This is a genomic window from Polyangium sp. 6x1 (assembly GCF_029946515.1).
Classification (GTDB): Bacteria; Myxococcota_A; Polyangia; order Polyangiales; family Polyangiaceae; genus Polyangium.
This window is the reverse complement of sequence record NZ_JARZHH010000028.1, coordinates 39,014-57,059: the sequence shown is the minus strand read 5'-3', so window position 1 is coordinate 57,059 and position 18,046 is coordinate 39,014. Positions and strand designations below refer to the sequence as shown.

The 18,046-nt window shown below is 68.5% G+C and carries 19 protein-coding genes; 10 read left to right on the top strand and 9 right to left on the bottom strand.

Features of this window, described 5'->3' with window-relative positions:
• Positions 1–8: 8 nt before the first annotated feature.
• Positions 9–1,403, bottom strand: a complete 1,395-nt coding sequence (locus tag QHF85_RS25120; RefSeq protein WP_281329839.1) for an AarF/ABC1/UbiB kinase family protein — start codon at positions 1,401–1,403, stop codon at positions 9–11.
• Between the two features lie 186 nt (positions 1,404–1,589).
• Between QHF85_RS25120 and QHF85_RS25115 the strand changes: the two genes are divergently transcribed.
• Entirely contained in the window at positions 1,590–2,087 is a 498-nt protein-coding gene (locus QHF85_RS25115) for an isochorismatase family cysteine hydrolase (RefSeq protein WP_281329838.1), read from the top strand.
• 107 nt (positions 2,088–2,194) lie between these two features.
• Here QHF85_RS25115 and QHF85_RS25110 read toward each other — a convergent pair whose 3' ends face one another.
• Positions 2,195–2,953: a hypothetical protein gene (locus tag QHF85_RS25110; protein WP_281329837.1), complete on the bottom strand. Its 759-nt coding sequence runs from the start codon at positions 2,951–2,953 to the stop codon at positions 2,195–2,197.
• Positions 2,954–3,085: 132 nt separating this feature from the next.
• Here QHF85_RS25110 and QHF85_RS25105 point away from each other — a divergent pair, with 132 nt between their 5' ends.
• Entirely contained in the window at positions 3,086–3,328 is a 243-nt protein-coding gene (locus tag QHF85_RS25105) for a hypothetical protein (protein ID WP_281329836.1), read from the top strand.
• Positions 3,329–3,644: 316 nt separating this feature from the next.
• Positions 3,645–4,085, top strand: a complete 441-nt coding sequence (locus tag QHF85_RS25100) for an N-acetyltransferase (RefSeq protein WP_281329835.1) — start codon at positions 3,645–3,647, stop codon at positions 4,083–4,085.
• Between the two features lie 29 nt (positions 4,086–4,114).
• On the opposite strand, the gene QHF85_RS25095 is transcribed toward QHF85_RS25100, so the two are convergent.
• Together QHF85_RS25095 and QHF85_RS25090 are read right to left on the bottom strand one after the other, a co-directional pair.
• Entirely contained in the window at positions 4,115–4,888 is a 774-nt protein-coding gene (locus tag QHF85_RS25095) for a hypothetical protein (RefSeq protein WP_281329834.1), read from the bottom strand.
• A 375-nt stretch (positions 4,889–5,263) separates the two neighbouring features.
• On the bottom strand, positions 5,264–5,653 hold the full coding sequence (locus QHF85_RS25090; protein WP_281329833.1) for a hypothetical protein: 390 nt from the start codon (positions 5,651–5,653) through the stop codon (positions 5,264–5,266).
• A 57-nt stretch (positions 5,654–5,710) separates the two neighbouring features.
• Between QHF85_RS25090 and QHF85_RS25085 the strand changes: the two genes are divergently transcribed.
• On the top strand, positions 5,711–6,700 hold the full coding sequence (locus QHF85_RS25085; protein WP_281329832.1) for a 1-acyl-sn-glycerol-3-phosphate acyltransferase: 990 nt from the start codon (positions 5,711–5,713) through the stop codon (positions 6,698–6,700).
• Positions 6,697–7,650, top strand: coding sequence for a quinolinate synthase NadA (gene nadA / locus QHF85_RS25080; protein WP_281329831.1), 954 nt, complete (start codon positions 6,697–6,699; stop codon positions 7,648–7,650). Before QHF85_RS25085 ends, nadA begins: the two co-directional genes overlap by 4 nt.
• A 28-nt stretch (positions 7,651–7,678) precedes the next feature.
• On the opposite strand, the gene QHF85_RS25075 is transcribed toward nadA, so the two are convergent.
• From QHF85_RS25075 to QHF85_RS25065, 3 genes are all read right to left on the bottom strand, one after another.
• Complete coding sequence (locus tag QHF85_RS25075; RefSeq protein ID WP_281329830.1) at positions 7,679–8,104, bottom strand: response regulator; 426 nt, start codon at positions 8,102–8,104, stop codon at positions 7,679–7,681.
• Positions 8,105–8,277: 173 nt separating this feature from the next.
• Positions 8,278–8,928: a deoxynucleoside kinase gene (locus tag QHF85_RS25070; RefSeq protein ID WP_281329829.1), complete on the bottom strand. Its 651-nt coding sequence runs from the start codon at positions 8,926–8,928 to the stop codon at positions 8,278–8,280.
• A 17-nt stretch (positions 8,929–8,945) separates the two neighbouring features.
• Complete coding sequence (locus QHF85_RS25065; RefSeq protein ID WP_281329828.1) at positions 8,946–9,764, bottom strand: hypothetical protein; 819 nt, start codon at positions 9,762–9,764, stop codon at positions 8,946–8,948.
• Positions 9,765–9,874: 110 nt separating this feature from the next.
• Between QHF85_RS25065 and QHF85_RS25060 the strand changes: the two genes are divergently transcribed.
• Positions 9,875–10,408, top strand: a complete 534-nt coding sequence (locus QHF85_RS25060; protein ID WP_281329827.1) for a DUF4920 domain-containing protein — start codon at positions 9,875–9,877, stop codon at positions 10,406–10,408.
• A gap of 64 nt (positions 10,409–10,472) precedes the next feature.
• Positions 10,473–11,963 (top strand): glutamate-cysteine ligase family protein, encoded by a 1,491-nt coding sequence (locus QHF85_RS25055; protein ID WP_281329826.1) that lies wholly within the window; start codon positions 10,473–10,475, stop codon positions 11,961–11,963.
• Positions 11,964–11,969: 6 nt separating this feature from the next.
• On the opposite strand, the gene QHF85_RS25050 is transcribed toward QHF85_RS25055, so the two are convergent.
• Both QHF85_RS25050 and QHF85_RS25045 read right to left on the bottom strand, forming a co-directional pair.
• Positions 11,970–12,806, bottom strand: a complete 837-nt coding sequence (locus tag QHF85_RS25050) for a hypothetical protein (RefSeq protein ID WP_281329825.1) — start codon at positions 12,804–12,806, stop codon at positions 11,970–11,972.
• An 81-nt stretch (positions 12,807–12,887) separates the two neighbouring features.
• The gene (locus QHF85_RS25045) at positions 12,888–15,050 is read right to left on the bottom strand and encodes a thioredoxin domain-containing protein (RefSeq protein WP_281329824.1); all 2,163 of its coding nucleotides are present in this window, start codon (positions 15,048–15,050) and stop codon (positions 12,888–12,890) included.
• 202 nt (positions 15,051–15,252) lie between these two features.
• On the opposite strand from QHF85_RS25045, the gene QHF85_RS25040 reads away from it, so the two are divergent.
• Genes QHF85_RS25040 through QHF85_RS25030 form a run of 3 tightly spaced genes read left to right on the top strand, consistent with a single transcriptional unit; the run spans position 15,253 to position 18,039 of the window.
• On the top strand, positions 15,253–16,203 hold the full coding sequence (locus tag QHF85_RS25040; RefSeq protein WP_281329823.1) for an MbnP family copper-binding protein: 951 nt from the start codon (positions 15,253–15,255) through the stop codon (positions 16,201–16,203).
• Between the two features lie 4 nt (positions 16,204–16,207).
• Positions 16,208–17,416, top strand: a complete 1,209-nt coding sequence (locus tag QHF85_RS25035) for a methanobactin export MATE transporter MbnM (protein WP_281329822.1) — start codon at positions 16,208–16,210, stop codon at positions 17,414–17,416.
• Complete coding sequence (locus tag QHF85_RS25030; RefSeq protein ID WP_281329821.1) at positions 17,413–18,039, top strand: hypothetical protein; 627 nt, start codon at positions 17,413–17,415, stop codon at positions 18,037–18,039. The genes QHF85_RS25035 and QHF85_RS25030 overlap by 4 nt, the downstream gene beginning before the upstream one ends.
• Positions 18,040–18,046 lie beyond the last annotated feature (7 nt).

Below are 18,046 nucleotides of genomic sequence, written 5' to 3'. Positions count from 1 at the left end.
TCGTCCCTCTACGCGGGAATGGGGTGAACGCCGTCGCGGATCCAGCCCTCGCTGATGGTGCGGAACGACGCCTCCGTGCCGAGCCCGGCCATCACCGAGGCGAGGCCCCATTGCAGGCGGTTCACGAACGTGAAGTCCTGCGGCATCTTCGGCACGTGCGGGATGTTCGGGATCGCCTCGCCCTCCTTGAAGGCCAGGCTCTTGATGCCGCGCGCCAGGAACTGCACGGTCTCGCGTGATTTCTCGCGCGAGCAGACCCACGTGCCCTTCGTCGTGAGCGGCATCATGAGCTCCATCGTGTAGCTCCGGTAGAGATCCCAGGTCTCGTCGTTCGGGTCGTAGCCGAGCACCTCGATGCACGCGCGATCGAACTCGACCCAGTCTCCGTCGAGCGCGGCGCGCATGTACCGCTTCATGTCGTTCACGAGGTCGGGCGGCAGCATCTTCACGCAGCCGAAATCCAGGAACCAGACGCGCCCGTCGGGCAGGAAACGGTAGTTGCCCGGATGCGGGTCGGCGTAGAGCGCGCCGTAGCGGAGCATCGACCGGAACGTGAAGCGCCAGATCGCCTCGCCGGCGCGGTTGCGCGCCTCCTGGCTGCCTTCCTTGCAGAAGTCGCCGTACGGCGCGCCGTCGGCGAAGCTCGTCGTGATCACGCGCCTCGTCGTGAGCGAGTGGTGGACCTCGGGGATCAGGATGTCCGGCTCGCCTTCGTTGAGGCGGCGGAAGAGGTCGGCCATCTCGGCCTCGCGCCCGTAGTCGAGCTCGGCCATGAAGACCTGCCGGATCTCGTCGAGCGTCTGCGTCGCGTTGAGCTTGCGCGACAGCGGCTTGATCATCGTCTCGAGCAGCGAGATGCTCTTCAGGTCGTTCTCGATCGCCTTGTCGATCCCGGGGTATTGCACCTTCACGGCGACGCGCGCGCCGTCCTTCGTGACGGCGCGGTGCACCTGACCGATGCTCGCTGCGGCGAACGGCTCGCGCTCCCACTTCGCGAAGACCTCCTCGGGCGGCGCGCCGAGCTCGGTCTGGATCATCTGCGCGGCGGACTCGGCCGAGAGCGGCGGCGCCTTGTCTTGCAGCTTCTTCAGCGCCGCCTGGAATTTGTCTTCGTGGCCGGGCGGGGCGAGGCCGTCGATGTAGCTCGCCATCTGGCCGAGCTTCAGGGGCAGGCCTTTCATCTCGCCGAGCGTCTTCAGCATGGCCTCGGCGGTCTTCTTGACCTCGACGGCCATGCGTTCTTTCGCGGCGGCCTCCTCGTCCTCGGTGCGAGGGCTCTTCGAGAGCGCGCGTTTCGCGCCTTCGAGGGCGAAGGGGATCGAGCGCGGGGCGAGGCTCGCGAGCCTCGCGATCCGGCCGAGCCGGGAGGTCGGCGGCTTGTCCTTGGGCTTGTCGTCGGCCATGCGGGGGCGGGGCGCGGCGCCTTGGTTGCCGCACCGTTACTTGGGCTTGGTCGACCAGCATCGTCAAGGGACATGGCCCCTCGCATCGAGGAAATCGTGACGTAGACGGCTGTCGGCCCGCCGCGCTACCGTCGCGCCTCGCGTGAGCGGGCGTGCACGAGCGAGCCTGCGGATGAGGACCCCACGATGAAACCTGCCCTCCTGGTCATCGACGTACAGAAGCAATTTTTCGACGAGAGCCCCGAGACGGCTCGCTCGCTGACGAGCGCGATCGAGTACATCAATGCGGCGATCGCGCTGTTTCGCGCGAAAAACCTCCCGGTCGTCTGCGTGCAGGACATCGACGAAGAGGACAAACGGGTCCCGGGCGCCCCGAGCTTCGACGTCCCCGAGAGCTTGAAGGTCCTGCCCTCGGATCTGCACATTCACAAGACGTACGGAAATTCGTTCAACAAGACGAAGCTCGCGGGGGCCTTGCGCGACCTCGGCGTCGACACCGTCATTCTCACGGGATACTGCGCCGAGTATTGCGTGCTTTCCACGTATCGCGGCGCGCTGGATCACGACTTCGCGCCGATCGTCCTGCGTGGCTCGCTCGCGAGCGGCGTCGCGGAGAACATTCCGTTCGTGGAGCGCATCGGGGACGTCATCTCGTATGGCGCGTTGAAGCAGGTCCTCGGCTGATCGGATCGGGAGGGCTCACGGCTGAGCCTCGGGGACGCATCGCCTCCTTGCCGGAGGCTCACGGCTGGCTCTCGGGGCGTGTCTCGTCCCTGGCCAAGCCTAGGGCGTCAGCCCTCGTCTTGTGCCCCGCTCTTGTCCGTCAACTCGTTCTTGGTGCTCTTCCCTGTCCGCGCGGCCTCTTCGCGCGTGTCCTGGAGCTCGTCGAAGAAGGAGAACACCTGTGCGTCGAGATCGCGGGGCAGGCTCGTATCGTGTGCCATCTCGTCGGCGAGGGCGGCGCGGAAGCGGTTCAGGAGGCCGATGGTCGTGGTGCGCAGCGCGAGGGCCTGGGTGGGGACGGCGCCGCTTCCGAGGAGGGAGCGGTCGCTGAGGAGCTTGCCGAGCCTGTCGCCCGCGTCGACGAACGCGGTGGCCCAATCGAGGAGGGTCGCGTTCTGGGGGGCGGGGACGGCAATGGCGGCGAGGTCGTCTTTCAGGGTGTCGAGCGCTGTGCGATTCTTGTCGGCCGCGGCAGCCTCGGTCGCGTAGGATGCACGAAGGACGTTGAGGCGAGGTACGAATGCTTCACGAATGCGGTGGGCCTTCGCCTCGAGATCGGGGGAGGCGAAAGGGAGGCGGAGAATGGCCTCAGCCTGATAATAAACTGCCTCACCGAGGCCATCGTGTTTTTCGTCGGTCTCGGCGAGGTCTTGCGCGAGCGGCCTGCCGCCCGTGAGGGCGTCGGGGAGTTTTTCAATTTCGGCGAGCTTCTGCGCGAGCTGCGGTGCATAAAGCTTGCCGCTGCCGGAGAGGTGCAGATTGGTTTTGCGCTCGTTCATGAGATCGCGGAGCGCGAGTTTGAGGTCGCCGAGGAGGAGGTTGCGCATGGGGTGGGAATGTAGGGGAGGCCCCCTCGGAGGGCGACACACTTCTTGAGATGGTGCCGCCCATCGGGCGAGGCTTTGTAAGCTCGTGTACGGTGGGCGAGGGAGGGGAACGGTGTGAGAACGATGTCGGCCATGATGCTTCTCGTGACCTTGGCCCTGATGGGCGCCCTCGGGGGCTGCACGACCCCCGACTCCCCGGCGGGCGCCGATGGCGGCGTACAACGCGATCATTGCACCCTCAAGGTCAGCGCCTGCATCAACAGTTGTTACGAAGCCGATATGGGCTGGGCGTGCAGGCGTTGTTGTAACAACAATGGCGACTCGTGCGACGTGGGCGGCGATTATAGTTTCTCGTCGTGCCTCAACCTGGAGTGACAGCAGGGCCCATTGCGATGAAGACCACGCACGTTTTCGCGGTCGCTGTCATGTGGCTCTCGGTGGCGGCGGGCGCGGGTTGCCGTTCCGAGGAGAAGCCCAAAGGTCATTTCAATGGCTGGGACGGTGGGGTTCCTCCTAAACGGGAAGAGTGCGCCGTGCAGACGGACGACTGCTTCGACAGGTGCTACAAGCGAAAGGCGAGCCCAGCCTGCATCGGATGCTGTCGGGACCACGACTTTCTATGCAGGACGCAGCAGCCCGACATGCTCCTGTCCTGCGATGGGACGCAGTAGCCCTCGATGCGGTACTACCGATGATGCGCATTGCCCGTGTCTCCGACATCGCAGCCGTCTTCGCCGTCGAGCGCGACGTCTTCGGCGCGCACGTCTATCCGGACTTTTTCTTTCGACAGGCGCTCGACCTCTGGGGCGACACCTTTTTCGTGGCGGACGGCGTGGACGGCGCGCTCGACGGCTACGTCATCGGCGCCTCGGGGCACGAGCCCGGCGTGATGTGGGTCCTTTCGCTCGCCGTTCGAGGCTCATCCCGCGGGCGCGGGATCGGCAAAGCGCTGATGCAAACGCTCCTCGCGGCCATCCAGGCCCGTGGCATTGCCTCGGTCAAGCTCACGGTGCACCCCGACAACCGGGCCGTGACGCTCTACCGAAACCTCGGCTTCGAGGTCGTCGGAGAGGAGCCGCATTATTTCGGCGAGAAGGATCCCAGGCTGGTCATGGAGCTACGATTGAGATGAAGTAGCTCGCGGGGCGAGTCGGGAGAGGGTCAGCCCGTCGCGGGGGCCTCGTCCGCGCCGTCGTCCTCGACGGCACGGCTTGGCGGCTTGATGTGGGTGAGCGCGAATGCCTTGAGGAGCGCGGGTTGCGATTGGGAAGCCGCCGCCAGCCGCGCGGTGTTTCTCGCCGCGCGGCACAGGGTCACGATGATCCCGTCGATGAGATCCATCTGCTCGGTGGAGAGCTGCGTGCCGGTCCCCTCGCGCGCCTCCGCGGCAGCGCGTAGCGAGGCAGAGGCCGAGGCGAGCGACAATGACGCCGTCATCCCCCCGCGCTTCTTCGCGACCTCGACCACGTCCTCGCGGTTCAGGGTCGCCCGGAGCGCGTCGAGCTGCGTCGCGAGCTTCTCCGCGTCGTCGGGTAGCACGCTCGCGCGATCGAGCGCCGTCTCCACCGTGCGCGCCGCGTCCTCGCACCCGGCGTCCTCCAGCACGCGGTGCGTGGCCACGAGGACCGATCGCGCGCGTGCGCGCGCAGCCTTCGCTTCCGTGGTCGCGGCGAGATAAGCCTGGCTCGTCGACCTCTTTTTCCCGGCGGCCTCGTCGCGCCCCACGCCTGCGTCGATCAGCGCATTCCGCGCGGCTTCGAGCAGCACCGCGTCCTCGGAGGCGAACCCGCCATCGACGAGAGCCGACGCGTGCGAATCGAGGGCGTGGAGGGTCTTGTTCGCCTGCTTGAGCGTGTCGCTGGACCCGTACGCGCGGCCGATGCGGAGATAACGGTCGCGGCCTTTGGGGGAGATCGTCGTGAGATCGAGGGGCATGTTCGTGTCCTACCTGCGCATGTGCGCGGTTCCGAGGTTGTAAAGGCGCCGTCAGCGGGAGCGTTCGACGAAGCCGCGTGTGCATTCGCGGGTCGAAATTGTGCCTTCGTGACGGAAACGTCTGCCGCGGCGGAACGAGTGTATGCATTCACACGTCGGCGCGCTGCATTCCTGCGGTCGACGCGTGCCTTCATGGGCTCGACGTGTGCCGCCACACGTTGAGGGCCTGCCTTGGGGTGGAGCGAGCGTGCCTTCGCGCGGGGAGGGTGTGCCCTCACGCGTGGATGGGCTGCCGTGGCGGGGTTTGAGGACGCATCCGCGGGGGAGGGGTTTGCCGCGCGGAGGCGGTGGCGTGCAATCGAGCCGGTCGATGATCTAGAGCACCTCGATCGAATCCGGCGTGAGAATGGGCAACTCGCCCTGAAGGAGGCATTGCTCTTGCGGCCCGCACTTGTGAATCCGGAGCTTGCCCCGCACCCGCACGCGTTTGCCCACCATCGTCGTCCGCCAATCGCTGCCGAGCTTCTCTTCCAGCACGTCGTGCGGGAGCAGCACGTCGGCGACCGCCCCGAATCCCTTGCTCGTCCGGAGCTCGCCTTCGCGTGTCTCGACGCCCCCTTCGACGTCATGGGCCCGCTGCGGCGCGGACGCGGCCTTCGGCTCCTCGGCCACCGGGGGCGGATTCGTCGCCTCGTGGCAGCCCGGCGTGAGCGTCGCGCCGGAGAGGGCGACAGCAAGGGCGAAACGGCGTGAAACGACGCGCATGAAACCGATCATGTCGAGCGCGCTCGGTCGCTGCAAGCGTATCCTGAGCATTGACGGATGAACGTGTTCGAGCGGATCAGGCCTCGCCAGGAAGGACGCGTCGCGGACGCAGCGCGCTCCGCCGACCTCGCCGAGATCCTCCACATCGCGCGCGCCGAGATGGCCGGGCACCTCGCGCGAGATCGTGGACGGCTCCTCCATCGCGCCGCCGAGATCGTCCTTCACCCCGCGGCGCTCTCGCTCGCGAAACACCTCGTCGCCTTCGACCACGACCTCGCGCGTTTCGGATCGCTTCGTCGCGCCTCGCTCGCGATGCTCGATCGGTACGGCGTGCGCGCGCGCCTCGTCGACGCCTCGGGCGGCCCGCACGACCTCGCGGCGCGCCGCGCGGCTCTGCCCGAGCGCGGACCGCTGCTCGTCGTGTCGAACCATCCCGGCCTCTACGACGCGCTCGCGCTCTTCACGGCGGTCGGTCGCGACGACCTCGCCGTCATCGCCGCCGCGCGTGACCTCCTCTTCGCCTTGCCGCACGTCCGCAAGCACCTCCTCTCCGCGCCGCCCGACGCGCGCGCAGGCCTCGCGCTGCGCGTCGCCGCGCGTCACCTCGGCCGCGGCGGCGCGCTCCTGCACTTCCCCGCGGGCCGCATCGAGCCCGATCCGCGCCTCGTCCCTCCTGGTGAGAGCGCGCTCCATGCCTTCCTTCCAGGCCTCGACGCGCTCGTCGCGATGGCTTCCCGCGCGCGGCCCGACCTCGTCGTCGTGCCCGTGATCGTCTCGGGCGTCGTCTCGCTCCGCGCGCGCGCCTTCGCCTCCGCGCTCGCGGGCCGCGCGGGCTTGACCGACGCGTTCGTGCCGCTCCTCCAGCTCACGCTCCCGGGCTTCGACGACGTCGACGTGCGCGTCACGATGGGACCCGAGCTCGACGTCGCATCGCTCGGCGAAGCTCCCTCCGCGCGCCTGCGCCTCGCCCTCGAACGCCTCGCGCGCGCCGCGTCGCACCCCCCTGGCGCGGCGCCCGCGGAGCCTCTACGTTGGGCCCCACGATGAGCGAAACCGTCCGAGGCAAGATCGACCCGGGCCTCGATCTCGAGGCCGAGATCGTGCGGCTCAAGAAGGAGCGCAACGCCGTCCTGCTCGCCCACTACTACCAGGAGGGCGATATCCAGGATCTCGCGGACTTCCTCGGCGACTCGCTCCAGCTCGCCCAGCAGGCGAAGAAGACCACGGCCGACGTCATCCTCTTCGCGGGCGTCCACTTCATGGCGGAGACCGCGAAGATCCTGAACCCCGATCGCATCGTCGTCGTGCCCGACCTCGAGGCCGGATGCTCGCTCGCCGACGGCTGCCCGGTCGACAGGTTCCGCGCCTGGCGCGCGAAATACCCCGACGCCGTCTCGATCACGTACATCAACTGCACGGCCGAGGTGAAGGCCGAGAGCGACTACATCTGCACCTCGTCGAACGCCGAGAAGATCGTCCGCGCGATCCCCGAGGACAAGGAGATCCTCTTCGCGCCCGACAAGAACCTCGGTCGCTGGCTCGAGCAGAAGACCGGCCGGAAGATGCGGCTCTGGCAAGGCAGCTGCGTCGTGCACGAGACCTTCAGCCTGCGCAAGATCATCGCCCTCCGCGAGCAGCACCCCACGGCCAAGCTCATCGCGCACCCCGAGTGCGAGGAGGCGCTCCTGCACATGGCCGCGTTCATCGGCTCGACGACGGCGCTGCTCAAGTACACGCAGACCGACGACGCCCAGAGCTACATCGTCGCGACCGAGAGCGGCATCGTGCACCAGATGCGCAAGGCCTCGCCGCAGAAGACGTTCATCGAGGGGCCGCCCGAGGGCAACTGCGCCTGCAACGAGTGCCCCTTCATGCGCCTCAACACGATGGAGAAGGTCTACCTCGCGCTGCGCGACCTCGAGCCCCGCATCGAGATGCCCGCCTCGCTGCGCGAGCGAGCCCGCGTGCCGATCGACCGCATGCTCGCGCTCTCCTGAGCAACCGGACCGGCCGCTCGTTTGCAGCTCAAAAGTTCGACGCGGCGTCCCGCTTCCCCGTCGCCAGGCTGCGCACGAGCGCGCGCAGCTCGGACGGGTCGAAGGGTTTTTCCAGGAGCAGGTTCTCCGCGCGCGCGAAGAAGGCGCGCACCTCGCTCGTGAACGCCGCGCCCGTGAGGAACACGATCTGCCGCGCCACCTCCGGCGCCGTCACGAGCAGCCGGTCGTAGAGCTCGAACCCGTTCATCCCCGGCATCCGCACGTCGCAGAGCACCACGTCGAAGCGCGCGCCTGCCTCGACCGCCGCGAGCGCCTCGTGCCCGTTCGACACCGCGAACACCTCGTGCTCGTCCGCGAGGAGGCGTCGGATCGACGTCACGATGAACGGCTCGTCGTCGACGAGCAGCACGCGCGCCCGCCGCGCGGATCCCCCTTTTTCCGCCGTCGTTCCCATCGTCGTGCCAATGAACCCCACGCACACTCCAGGAATTCCATTAGGTCGCCCATCGCTGAGCATTGCGCAAGCGCCAACCTACGCATGCGGCGATTTGCCACGGACTGCCAATGGGTTGACGCCCAACGTTCTGTGTCGCAATGAGCCAATGGTGCAGCCGTCGGGCGAAATCTTCAGCCGAGGTGCTTCTCGATCGCGCGGATGACCTCGAGCCTGTCGAAGAGCCGCTCCACGTAGTCGAGCCGATCGGTCTCGATGACCATCGTCGGCGAGAGATCGTAACGTGCGTGCCATTCCTCGTACAGCTTGTCCAGCGCGGCGAGGTAGCTCTTGGGTACTTTGCGCTCAAAGTTTCGTCCACGCTGGCGGATCCGCCGCACGAGCGTGGGTAGAGGGCACCGCAGGTAGATCATCAGATCCGGCGGCCGGATCTCCTCGCGCAGCGTGCGATAGAGGTCGTCGTACATCTGCCAGTCGCGCTCGTCGATGTAGCCGGCCCGGTAGAGGTGCGCGGCGAAGATCTCCGCGTCCTCGTAGAGGGTCCGATCCTGCACGATCGGCCGAGGATCCACGGCCGCGCGGCGAACGACGTCGCGGTGGATGTGGAAGCGCCGGACGAGGAAGAAGAGCTGCGAGCTCATCGCCCAGCGCGGCATGTCGCCGTAGAAGTCGGACAGGTACGGGTTCTCCTCGTTGGGCTCGAAGAACGGCACCATTTGGAACTGCTGCTCGAGCCATTTCACGAGGCTCGATTTCCCAGCTCCCATGTTCCCAGCCACCGCGATGATCCGGGGGCGCGCGCCTTCCCGCCGGCTCTCCTTCATCTCGTCCTCCGCCCCCCTCAAAGCACGAGCGAAAGCCCGAGCGTCGTCACGAAACCCCCAGCGAACGTGGGGTAAGGTCCCACCGTCACGCGGCGACCCGAGGCGTCGATCGCTTGTTCGTCCTCGAACGCGCGTCCTCGTTGCCCCACGTAAAACGCCCCCGTCGTCTCGAGCTCCACCGCGAGCCACCGCGGCACCACGTCGAACGACGCGCCGAGGCCGAGCGGGATCTCCACGAACGACGCGACCCGCTCACGCACGGGAAACACGCCGGAAGGCGACGCGACCGAGAACCGCCCGAGCTCGAGCCGCCCCCAGCCCGCGCCCGCCGAGACCCACGCCCGCGCCCGCGGCGTGATGTTCCAGGTGGGCGCGAGCCGCAGGCCGAACGAGTACGTGTAGAACTCGACCTCGCCCGGATCCCCCGCGAGCCCGAGCGCGCCCGAAGGCAGGTCGAAGTCGCGCTCGGCGCGCACCGCGTACAGGCTCGCGCGCAGGTAGCGCGTGATGTCGACGCGCGCCCAGAGGCCCATGCCGACCGACGCCGGATACCGCACGCGCGTGTCGCCGCTCGGGATGCGATGCACGAGCGCCACGCCTCCGCCGATGTCCACGTGCCGCGTGAACGGCGGCTCCGTGATGTCGAGCGGAGGCAGCTCCTTCGGCCGCGGCGGCGCCTCGGGCGCCTCGTCCGCATCCGCGTGCTCCTCGTTCGCATCCGCGCCGCGCGCCGTCCCCATCACCCCGCCGAGCGCGAGCGTGAAGGCGGCTGCGGACGCGAGCGTACGTCGGCCTTTTCGCCGTCGGTCTTCGAGGCGCTTCACCCGTGCTCGCATCGCGTGCCCCTTGTAGCAAAGTTCGGGCTCCTCGGTCGACCGACCGCGGCTTTGGTCCGTTTCGATCCCTTCTGGCACGGTCCCGAAATCTGCGGCACACTCCGCCCGCCATGCACACGTCTCGGCTTTTCGTTTCGCTCGCCGGTCTCACCCTCCTTGTCGCGGCTTGCAACAAGTCCGAAGCGCCCAACGCGCAGCCTGAACAGCCGGCCCTCGTGCCGACGCAGGCGCCCGCGCAGCCGCAGGGCGCGGTGGCGGAGAGCATCAAGCCGCTCGCGCAGAAGAAGTTCGGCCAGCCGGTGACGGAGACGAAGACGACGGCGCTCACGGACCTCACGAAGGAGCCCGCGAAGTTCGCCGAGCAGACGGTGCGCACCGAGGGCGTGGTCTCGGCGGTCTGCAAGTCGATGGGCTGCTGGATGGAGATCGCCGACACGACGGGCAAGGCGCACATCAAGATGGCGGGCCACAGCTTCTTCGTCCCGCGCGACAGCTCGGGTCACCGCGCCGTCATTCAGGGCAAGGTCCTCACGCCCGAGGCCGACAAGGGCGTGTGCGGCGCCGACGACGGCTGCGGCCAGGGCGGCAGCGCCAAGTTGGCCCAGGTGAACATCGAGGCGACCGGGATCGAGTTCATCGACTGAATCTGACTGAATCTCGCCTGCCCCCGCTCCCGCCCGCCGCGCGTGAACGCAAAGCTCGGTGGGCATGGGCCTCCTGATCACGCGCGACGATTTCACCGAGGACGAGTTCGTCCGTTTCTCCGAGCGCCTCTCCGAGCAGCTCGACGTCCTCGGCGCACTCGCAAACCTCCCCGGCTTCGGCGAGGGGCCGGCCACGGTCGGCGCCGAGCTCGAGCTCTTCCTCGTCGACCCCGCGGGCCTGCCGCTGCCAGCGAACCGCGAGGTCCTCGCACGCACGGTCGATCGTCGATTCACCGTCGAGCTCGACCGGTTCAACCTCGAATTCAACGCGAGCCCGTGTCCACTCGCCGGCCGGCCGTTCACGGCGCTCGCAGACGAGCTCGTCTGCGCGCTCGTGGAGATCTCACGCGCCGCGCGCGAGCAGGGCGGGCGCATCGTGCCCATCGGCATCCTGCCCACGCTGCGCCGCGAGGACCTCACCGCCGCAGAGCTGACCGACGTCCCCCGCTATCGCGCCCTCGGCAAGCGCATCCGGCGCCTGCGCGGCGGACCGTTTCACGTCCGCATCCACGGCGAAGACGCGCTCAGCCTCGACACGGACGACGTCGCCATGGAGGGCGCCTGCACCTCGTTCCAGGTCCACCTCCGCGTGCCGCCCCGAAGTTTTTCAAAATATTACAATGCAGCGCAGATCGCCACGATCCCGGCCCTCGCCGCGTCGTGCAACTCGCCCCTCCTGATCGACCACCGCCTCTGGGACGAGACGCGCATCGCGCTCTTTCGCCAGGCCATCGACGATCGCCTCGACGCTCCGGCCGCCTTTCACCCGCCGTCGCGCGTCTCCTTCGGGTATGGCTGGGTCCGCGACGGGGCCGCCGAGCTCTTCGCCGAGAGCGTCCGGCTCCACGCCCCGCTCCTGCCCGTGCTCGGCGGCGAGGATTCCCGACAAACCCTCGCCGCGGGCGGCATTCCCTGCCTCGCCGAGCTCCGTTTGCACCACGGCACCGTCTGGCGCTGGAACCGCGCCGTCTACGACCCGGGCTCGGGCGGCCATTTCCGCATCGAATATCGCGCCCTGCCCGCCGGGCCCACCGTCGTCGACATGCTCGCGAGCGCCGCATTCCTCCTCGGCGCGACGCTCGGCCTCGCCCCCGACGTCGATCGCCTCTTGCCCGCGTATCCATTCGAGCTCGCGCGCCACGCCTTTCATCGCGCCGCGCAGCACGGCCTCGACGCCGTCGTCCCGTTTCCGTGCGACGAGGCCCCGTCCCCGCGCGCGATCCCGATCGTCGCCTTGTGCGAGCGCCTCTTGCCCCTCGCCCGGAGCGGCCTCGTCTCCGCGGGCGTCCTCGAAAGCGAGGCCGACCGCTGGCTCGATGTCTTCGCGGCCCGGGTGCGATCCGGACAAACCGGCGCGCGCTGGCAACGCGCGGCGCTGTCGGCCCTGCGGGCCCGTCATTCGCATGAGGAAGCGCTCAGGCGGCTGCTCGCCCATTACGAGGAGCGCGCCGCGACCGGCGCGCCGGTGCATACCTGGGCGCCGGTCTTTCGCTGATCCCGGTCAGAACGTACCCACGACCGACAGCCCCATCCGATCCGGGCCCATCATCGGCACGATCGCGGCGGAGCTCGGCAGGAGCGCGCGCGCGCCTTTCGGCCGCTCGATCGGCGCGTCCACGGTCTCCGTCGAAAAGATGGCCATATCGAGCGCGGGCGCGGCTATGTGCCCGACGAGCGCCCCGATCGCGGTATAGCCGAGGGCCTTCAGACCCTCCCCCGCGCCGGCCATGAGGCCAATGAGGCCCCCTCCGAGGGGCAGGCCGACGTTCAGGCCGAGGGCCGTGAACCCCTTGCCGACGTGCCCGTGCGCCCAGTGAACGATCGGCCCCGTGAGCACGTGCCCCGCGACGCCGATGTACGAGAGCGCGCTCCCCTGACCGACGACCGTCAAGAGATCCCCCGCGACCACGCCAATCAAGGTCTGCCACCCATACCAGCGTGTCACCTTCTGCGTGGGGACTTCGCCGCTCCAGCCGGGCAGCGGCCCCGTGGGAGGAGGTCCCCAGGCTCCATTCGGCGGCGGCGCATAAGGCCCGGGCGGATAAGGCGCGTAGGGTCCCTGAGGATAAGGCGCGTAAGGCCCGGCCGCCGGCGGTGGGGCCGGCGGCGGCGGAAGCGAAGCACCATTCGCAGTGGATTCCGGCGGCGGCGACGCCGGCGTCCCCGGCGGGGGAGGCGGCGGAAGGGCGCCTGCCGGCGGCGGAGCCGGGTTCGTCGCCGTGGGCGGCGGGAGCGGAGGCGGCGGGGGCGCCACGCCGGGTTGCTGCGCGTTCGTGCGCGTCGCGAGGGTGATCGTGGCGAGGGCGAGGGCGGGGCCGAGCAGCAGGCGTGTGCGCATCGGCGACGACGATATCAAGAAACGTGCCCCGAGCGAAAGATGGGCCACGTCGAAAACCCGACGTGGCCCGCCGCCGCGCGGTTACTTCGCGTCCTTGAGCGCGAGGTTGACGGCCTTCTTGAACTTCGAAAGCGGCTGCGCGCCAGAGACGAAATACCCATTGACGAGGAACCCGGGCGTGCCCGTGATCCCCGCGTCTTCGCCGGCCTTGATGTCCGCGTCGATGAGCGCCTTGTGGGTCTGTCCGTCGACCGCGGCGAGGACCTTCTGCACGTCGAGCCCGAGCGCGGCGGCCGTCCGTTCGATGCCGGCGCGGTCGAGCTGCGTCGGGTCCTGGAAGAACGCGTCGTGCATCTTCCAGAATGCTTCGTTGCCCTTCTGCTTGTACGCCTCCACGGCCGCGAGCGCCGCGGGCATCGCGTTCTTGTGGAACGGCAGCGGCTTGTTTCGCCAGACGAACCGGATCTTGCCCGGGAACGCCGCGTCGAGCTCGGCGAGCGTGGGCTCGACCCGCTTGCAGAACGGGCACTCGAAATCGGAGAAGATCTGGATCGTGACCTTCGCGTTCGCCGGGCCCTTGGTGGGGTTATCCTTCGTGAACGCGGGGACCGCCTTCACCTTCTCGAACGTCGTCGTCTTGCCGTCCTTGATGATCGTGTCGTAGAGCTTCGCCGCGGGCGTGCCCTTCTTCACGAGCGCCTCGGCCTTCGTCATCTCCTCGTCGATGAGCGCCTTGAACTTGTCGATCGGCTGGTTGCCGACGAGGCGGCGGCCATTGATGAAGAAATGCGGCGTGCCGTTCGCCTGCACGTCGTCGGCGAGGTCGAGGTCCTGCTCGATGCGGGCCTTGTGCTTCTGTTTCGCGATCGCGTCGCTCGCCTTCTTCACGTCGATCCCGAGGTTTTTCGCGATGCCCTCGAGGTCCTCGGGCGCGAGCTTGCCGTTCGCGGCGAAGAGCAGGTCGTGCGCCTGCCAGAACGCCGCTTCGCCCTTTTGCGCGCGCGCCTCGAGCGCGAGCTCGGCCGCGGGCTCGGCCTCCTTGTGGAAGGGCAGGGGGTTATTCTTGTACACGATCCGGAGTTTGTCGCCGTAATCGCGGGTGAGCTGCTCGATCGTCGGCGTCACCTTGACGCAGAACGGGCACTGGAAATCCGTGAACATCACGAGCGTCACGAGCGCCGTGTTTTTCCCCCGCACGGGCGAGCCGTCGACGGGCACGCGCCAGACCGTCTTGTCCTCGGCCGGGGCCGTGGAGCCGGCGAAGCCGGGCCGATCCTCGGGCTTCTGGTAGTTCTGCGTCGAGAGCACCGCATACACCTTCTCGGGCGCCGTGCCGCTCGCCGTCGCCTTGCGGCCGGCCGCGATTTGCTCGTCGATGATCGCGCGGAACTTGTCGATCGGCTGCGCGCCGGAGAGGTACACGCCGTTGATGAAGAATGCGGGCGTGCCCGACACGCCGATCTTCTTGCCGAGCGCGATGTCCTCGTCGATCTTCTTGCCGATCTCGCCGCCCGCGAGCGTCGCGTCGACGCGCTTGCGCGAGGTGTCCCGCGGGAGCGAGCCGTCGATGACCTGCGGGTCGATCCGGTTGGCGAAGAGCGCGTCGTGATAGGCCCAGAACCACGGCGATCCCTTCAGCTTGAACACGGCCATCGCCGCCTCGGCCGCCGGGCGCGCGTTCTTGTGGAACTCGAGCGGAAAGTTTTTCCAGACGATTCGGAGCTGGTCTTTGCCGTAGATTTTCCCGAGCTCCGCGAGCGTCTGCGACGAGCGCGCGCAGAACGGGCACTCGAGGTCGGAGAACGCGACGATGGTGACGAGCGCCTTGGGGCTGCCCCAGCTCGGATCCGCGGCCGTGACGGGCACCGGGCTCTTCGCGCCTTCGCCCGTGTCGACCTCGTTTCCGCCGGTCCACGTACCAAGCTCGGCGGGGGCCACGACGCGCACGGGCAGACCGTTTCCGGCGTTGTCGTCGCGGGGCCCGCGGGGCGCGCCTCCGATGCCGATCTCGCCGCCGTCCCCTTCCGCGCCCCGGGCCGCGGCTTCGCCTTTGCCGGCGCCTTTGGCGGGGGCCCCGGAGGCCTTCTCGGCGTCTTTTCCAGCGGGACCGGCGTTCGCACCCTGATCGGAGGGCCCCGGGGATCCGTCTCCGGGCGAGGCGGCCGGTGGCGTAGGCGCCGGGCCGCAGGCAACTGCGGTCGAGAGGGCCGTCACGAGCCCGATTCGGAAGAGCTTTGCGAGCATGGCCGGCACCCTACAGGAAACCCGGCCACGACGCACGCGGCTTGCGCGACGATCCACGCGGCTTCAACATCCCCCCGAGGTTCCGTCAATGGCGCCGCGCAGCCGAAGGAAAGCCCGGAGCCGTGTGGCATGGGGGATGCATCAATTTGTCGCATTGCCTGTACACCGGAACGGGTGCATGGCTTTCGGACGGAGGTGAGACGTGACTTTTGAACTTGGTACTTCGCGGGGAAGGTGGCTCATCGTGGCGCTCGGCGCGGCGCTCGTCGCAGGGTGCGGCGGAGGCAGCGGGGACAGCGGATCGGGCGGCAACGGCGGATCGGGCGGCGCGGGTGGAGCCGGCGGCGCTGGTGGAGCCGGTGGATCGGCCGGCGGCGGACCGAACCTCGTCGACGTGGAGATCGCTTTCGAGGCGCGCGTCGGAAACGAGGCATTCGACTGTGGAAAGACGTTCACCGCGGGAAGCGCCTCCACCGAGGTGCGGATCACCGATTTTCGGCTTTACGTGCACGACGTACGCCTCTTGCGCAAGGACGGCGCGGAGTTCCCGGTCGAGCTCACGCAGGACGGGCTCTGGCAGCACGAGGACCTGGCGCTCCTCGATTTCGAGAACAAGGCCGGCGCCTGCGCGAACGGCACGAGCGAGACGAACACCACGATCAAGGGCCGGGTGCAGGCCGGGAGCTACACCGGCATCGCGTTCAAGGTCGGGGTGCCTTTCGAGCTGAACCACGCCGACGCGGCGACGGCGCCTTCGCCGCTCAACCTGAGCGCGCTGTTCTGGAACTGGAACGGCGGGTACAAGTTCCTCCGCGTGGACGCGGTGCCGACGGCGGCGGGCAGCGGGGCGTTCAACGTGCACATCGGCAGCACGGGATGCACGGAGGACGCGGCGGGCGCGGTCACGGCCTGCGACAGGCCGAACCGTCCGGAGGTGCGCCTGACGGACTTTGATCCGCTGATGGGCAAGTTCGTCGTCGATTACGGAGCGCTCGTCGCGGAGAGCGACCTCTCGCAGAACGTGGACGGCGCGCCGGGCTGCATGGCGGGCTCGGACGACACCGAATGCAAAGCCGTCATGGGCCGGCTCGGCATTCACGTGGATGACGGGTCGGTTCATCCGGACGAACAGAAGCTCTTCGCGGCGGAGTGAATCCATGAAAAACCCTGCCCTCCTCCCCCTGGCCGCGCACGGGGCTCTCGCGGCCCTCTTGCTCCTCGGCTCCTTCGCCGGCTGCGGCGGGGAGGGCGGGGAGCCGCCCACGCCCGCGCCCCCGGCCCCCGCGACCTGGGATTTCGGCCTGCCCGCGGGGTATCCGAAGCCCAAGATCTCCGCGGACAACCCCATGACGGTCGACAAGGTCGAGCTCGGCCGGCGCCTGTTCTACGACAAACGTTTGTCCGGGAACGAGACGCAGAGCTGCGCGTCGTGCCACGACCAGAAGCTCGCGTTCACGGACGGGCGCGCCGGCGGGCTCGGATCGACGGGCGAGGTCCACCCGCGGAGCTCGATGTCGATCGTGAACGTGGCCTATCTGTCCACGCTCACCTGGGCAAACCCCTTGATCACGGAGCTCGAAGAGCAGGCGCTCCTGCCGCTTTTCGGCGAGACGCCCGTCGAGCTCGGGCTCGCCGGCAAGGAAGACGTGCTCCTCGAACGACTGCGCAAAGAGCCGGTGTACGAGGCGCTCTTCCCGAAGGCGTTCCCCGACGAGGCCGACCCCGTGCGGCTCGAGAACGTCGTGCGGGCGATCGGCGCGTTCGAGCGCAGCGTGATCTCCTATCGATCGGCCTACGACCGGTACAACTACGGCGGCGATTCGAAGGCGCTGTCGGAGGCCCAGAAGCGGGGCAAGGACCTGTTCTTCTCGGAGAAGCTCGAGTGCTTCCATTGCCACGGCGGCTTCAATTTCTCCGACTCGGTGGTGCACGACGGCAGCACGTTCACGGAGACGATGTTCCACAACACCGGCCTCTACAACCTCGGCGGCACGGGCGCGTATCCGGACGGCAATCGAGGCGTCTACGAGGTGACGGGCGTCTCGACGGACATGGGCCGGTTCCGCGCGCCGACGCTCCGCAACATCACGATCACGGCGCCGTACATGCACGACGGGAGCATCGCGACGCTCGGCGAGGTGCTCGACCATTACGCGGCCGGCGGGCGCACGATCGTGGACGGCCCGTACGCGGGCGTGGGGAGCAAGAACCCCTACAAGAGTGAGCTCATCAATGGGTTTTCGTTGACCGAGGACGAGAAGGCCGATGTGCTTGCTTTCCTCGCGTCGCTGACGGACGAGGCGCTGCTCGTCGATCCGCGCTTCGCGGACCCCTGGAAGCAGGACAGCGCGGGAGGAATGCCGTGAAGACCATCGGACGAATCGTGGGAATCATATCGCTCGCCGGCGCGGTGTTCGTCGGGACGAGCGTGGGCGCGTGCGGAGGCGGGACGGAGAACCCGCCCGCGACGAACGAGCCGGACCTGTCGGGCGTGATCTACGCGGGCGAGGCGACGGACGAGGCGCTCGCGGCGTTGCTCCTGGCCACGCCGAAGACCGATGCAGCGCAGGCCGTGGCGGTCGACACGCCGGCCGCGGGCGCAACGCTGCCGAAGGACGTGCCGCCGACGATCGAATGGCACGTGAGCGGCTCCTCCGCGGCGCGCGAGCCGTCGACCGGAGAAAGGTTTGTCGGGGCCGCGAAGGCTGTCGCCTCGTTTTTCGGCCCGCGCGACGCCTGGGCGCACGGGGCGCCGGTGAACGGCCGCGCGTATCTGCTCGTGTTCTCGACGCCGAAGAGCCCGGAGCTCGTGCGTGTCTTCACGACGGAGCTTTCGTACACGTTCGACGCGGCCTCGTGGACGAAGCTCGCGCTCACGGGGGAGCCGGTGACGCTCGTCGTGACGAACGCGATCTTCGAGGACAACCGCGTGGCCCAGGACGGAGGGCCGTTCACGGGGGAGGCGGTGACGTTCTCGATCGGGTCGTGAGTATGGT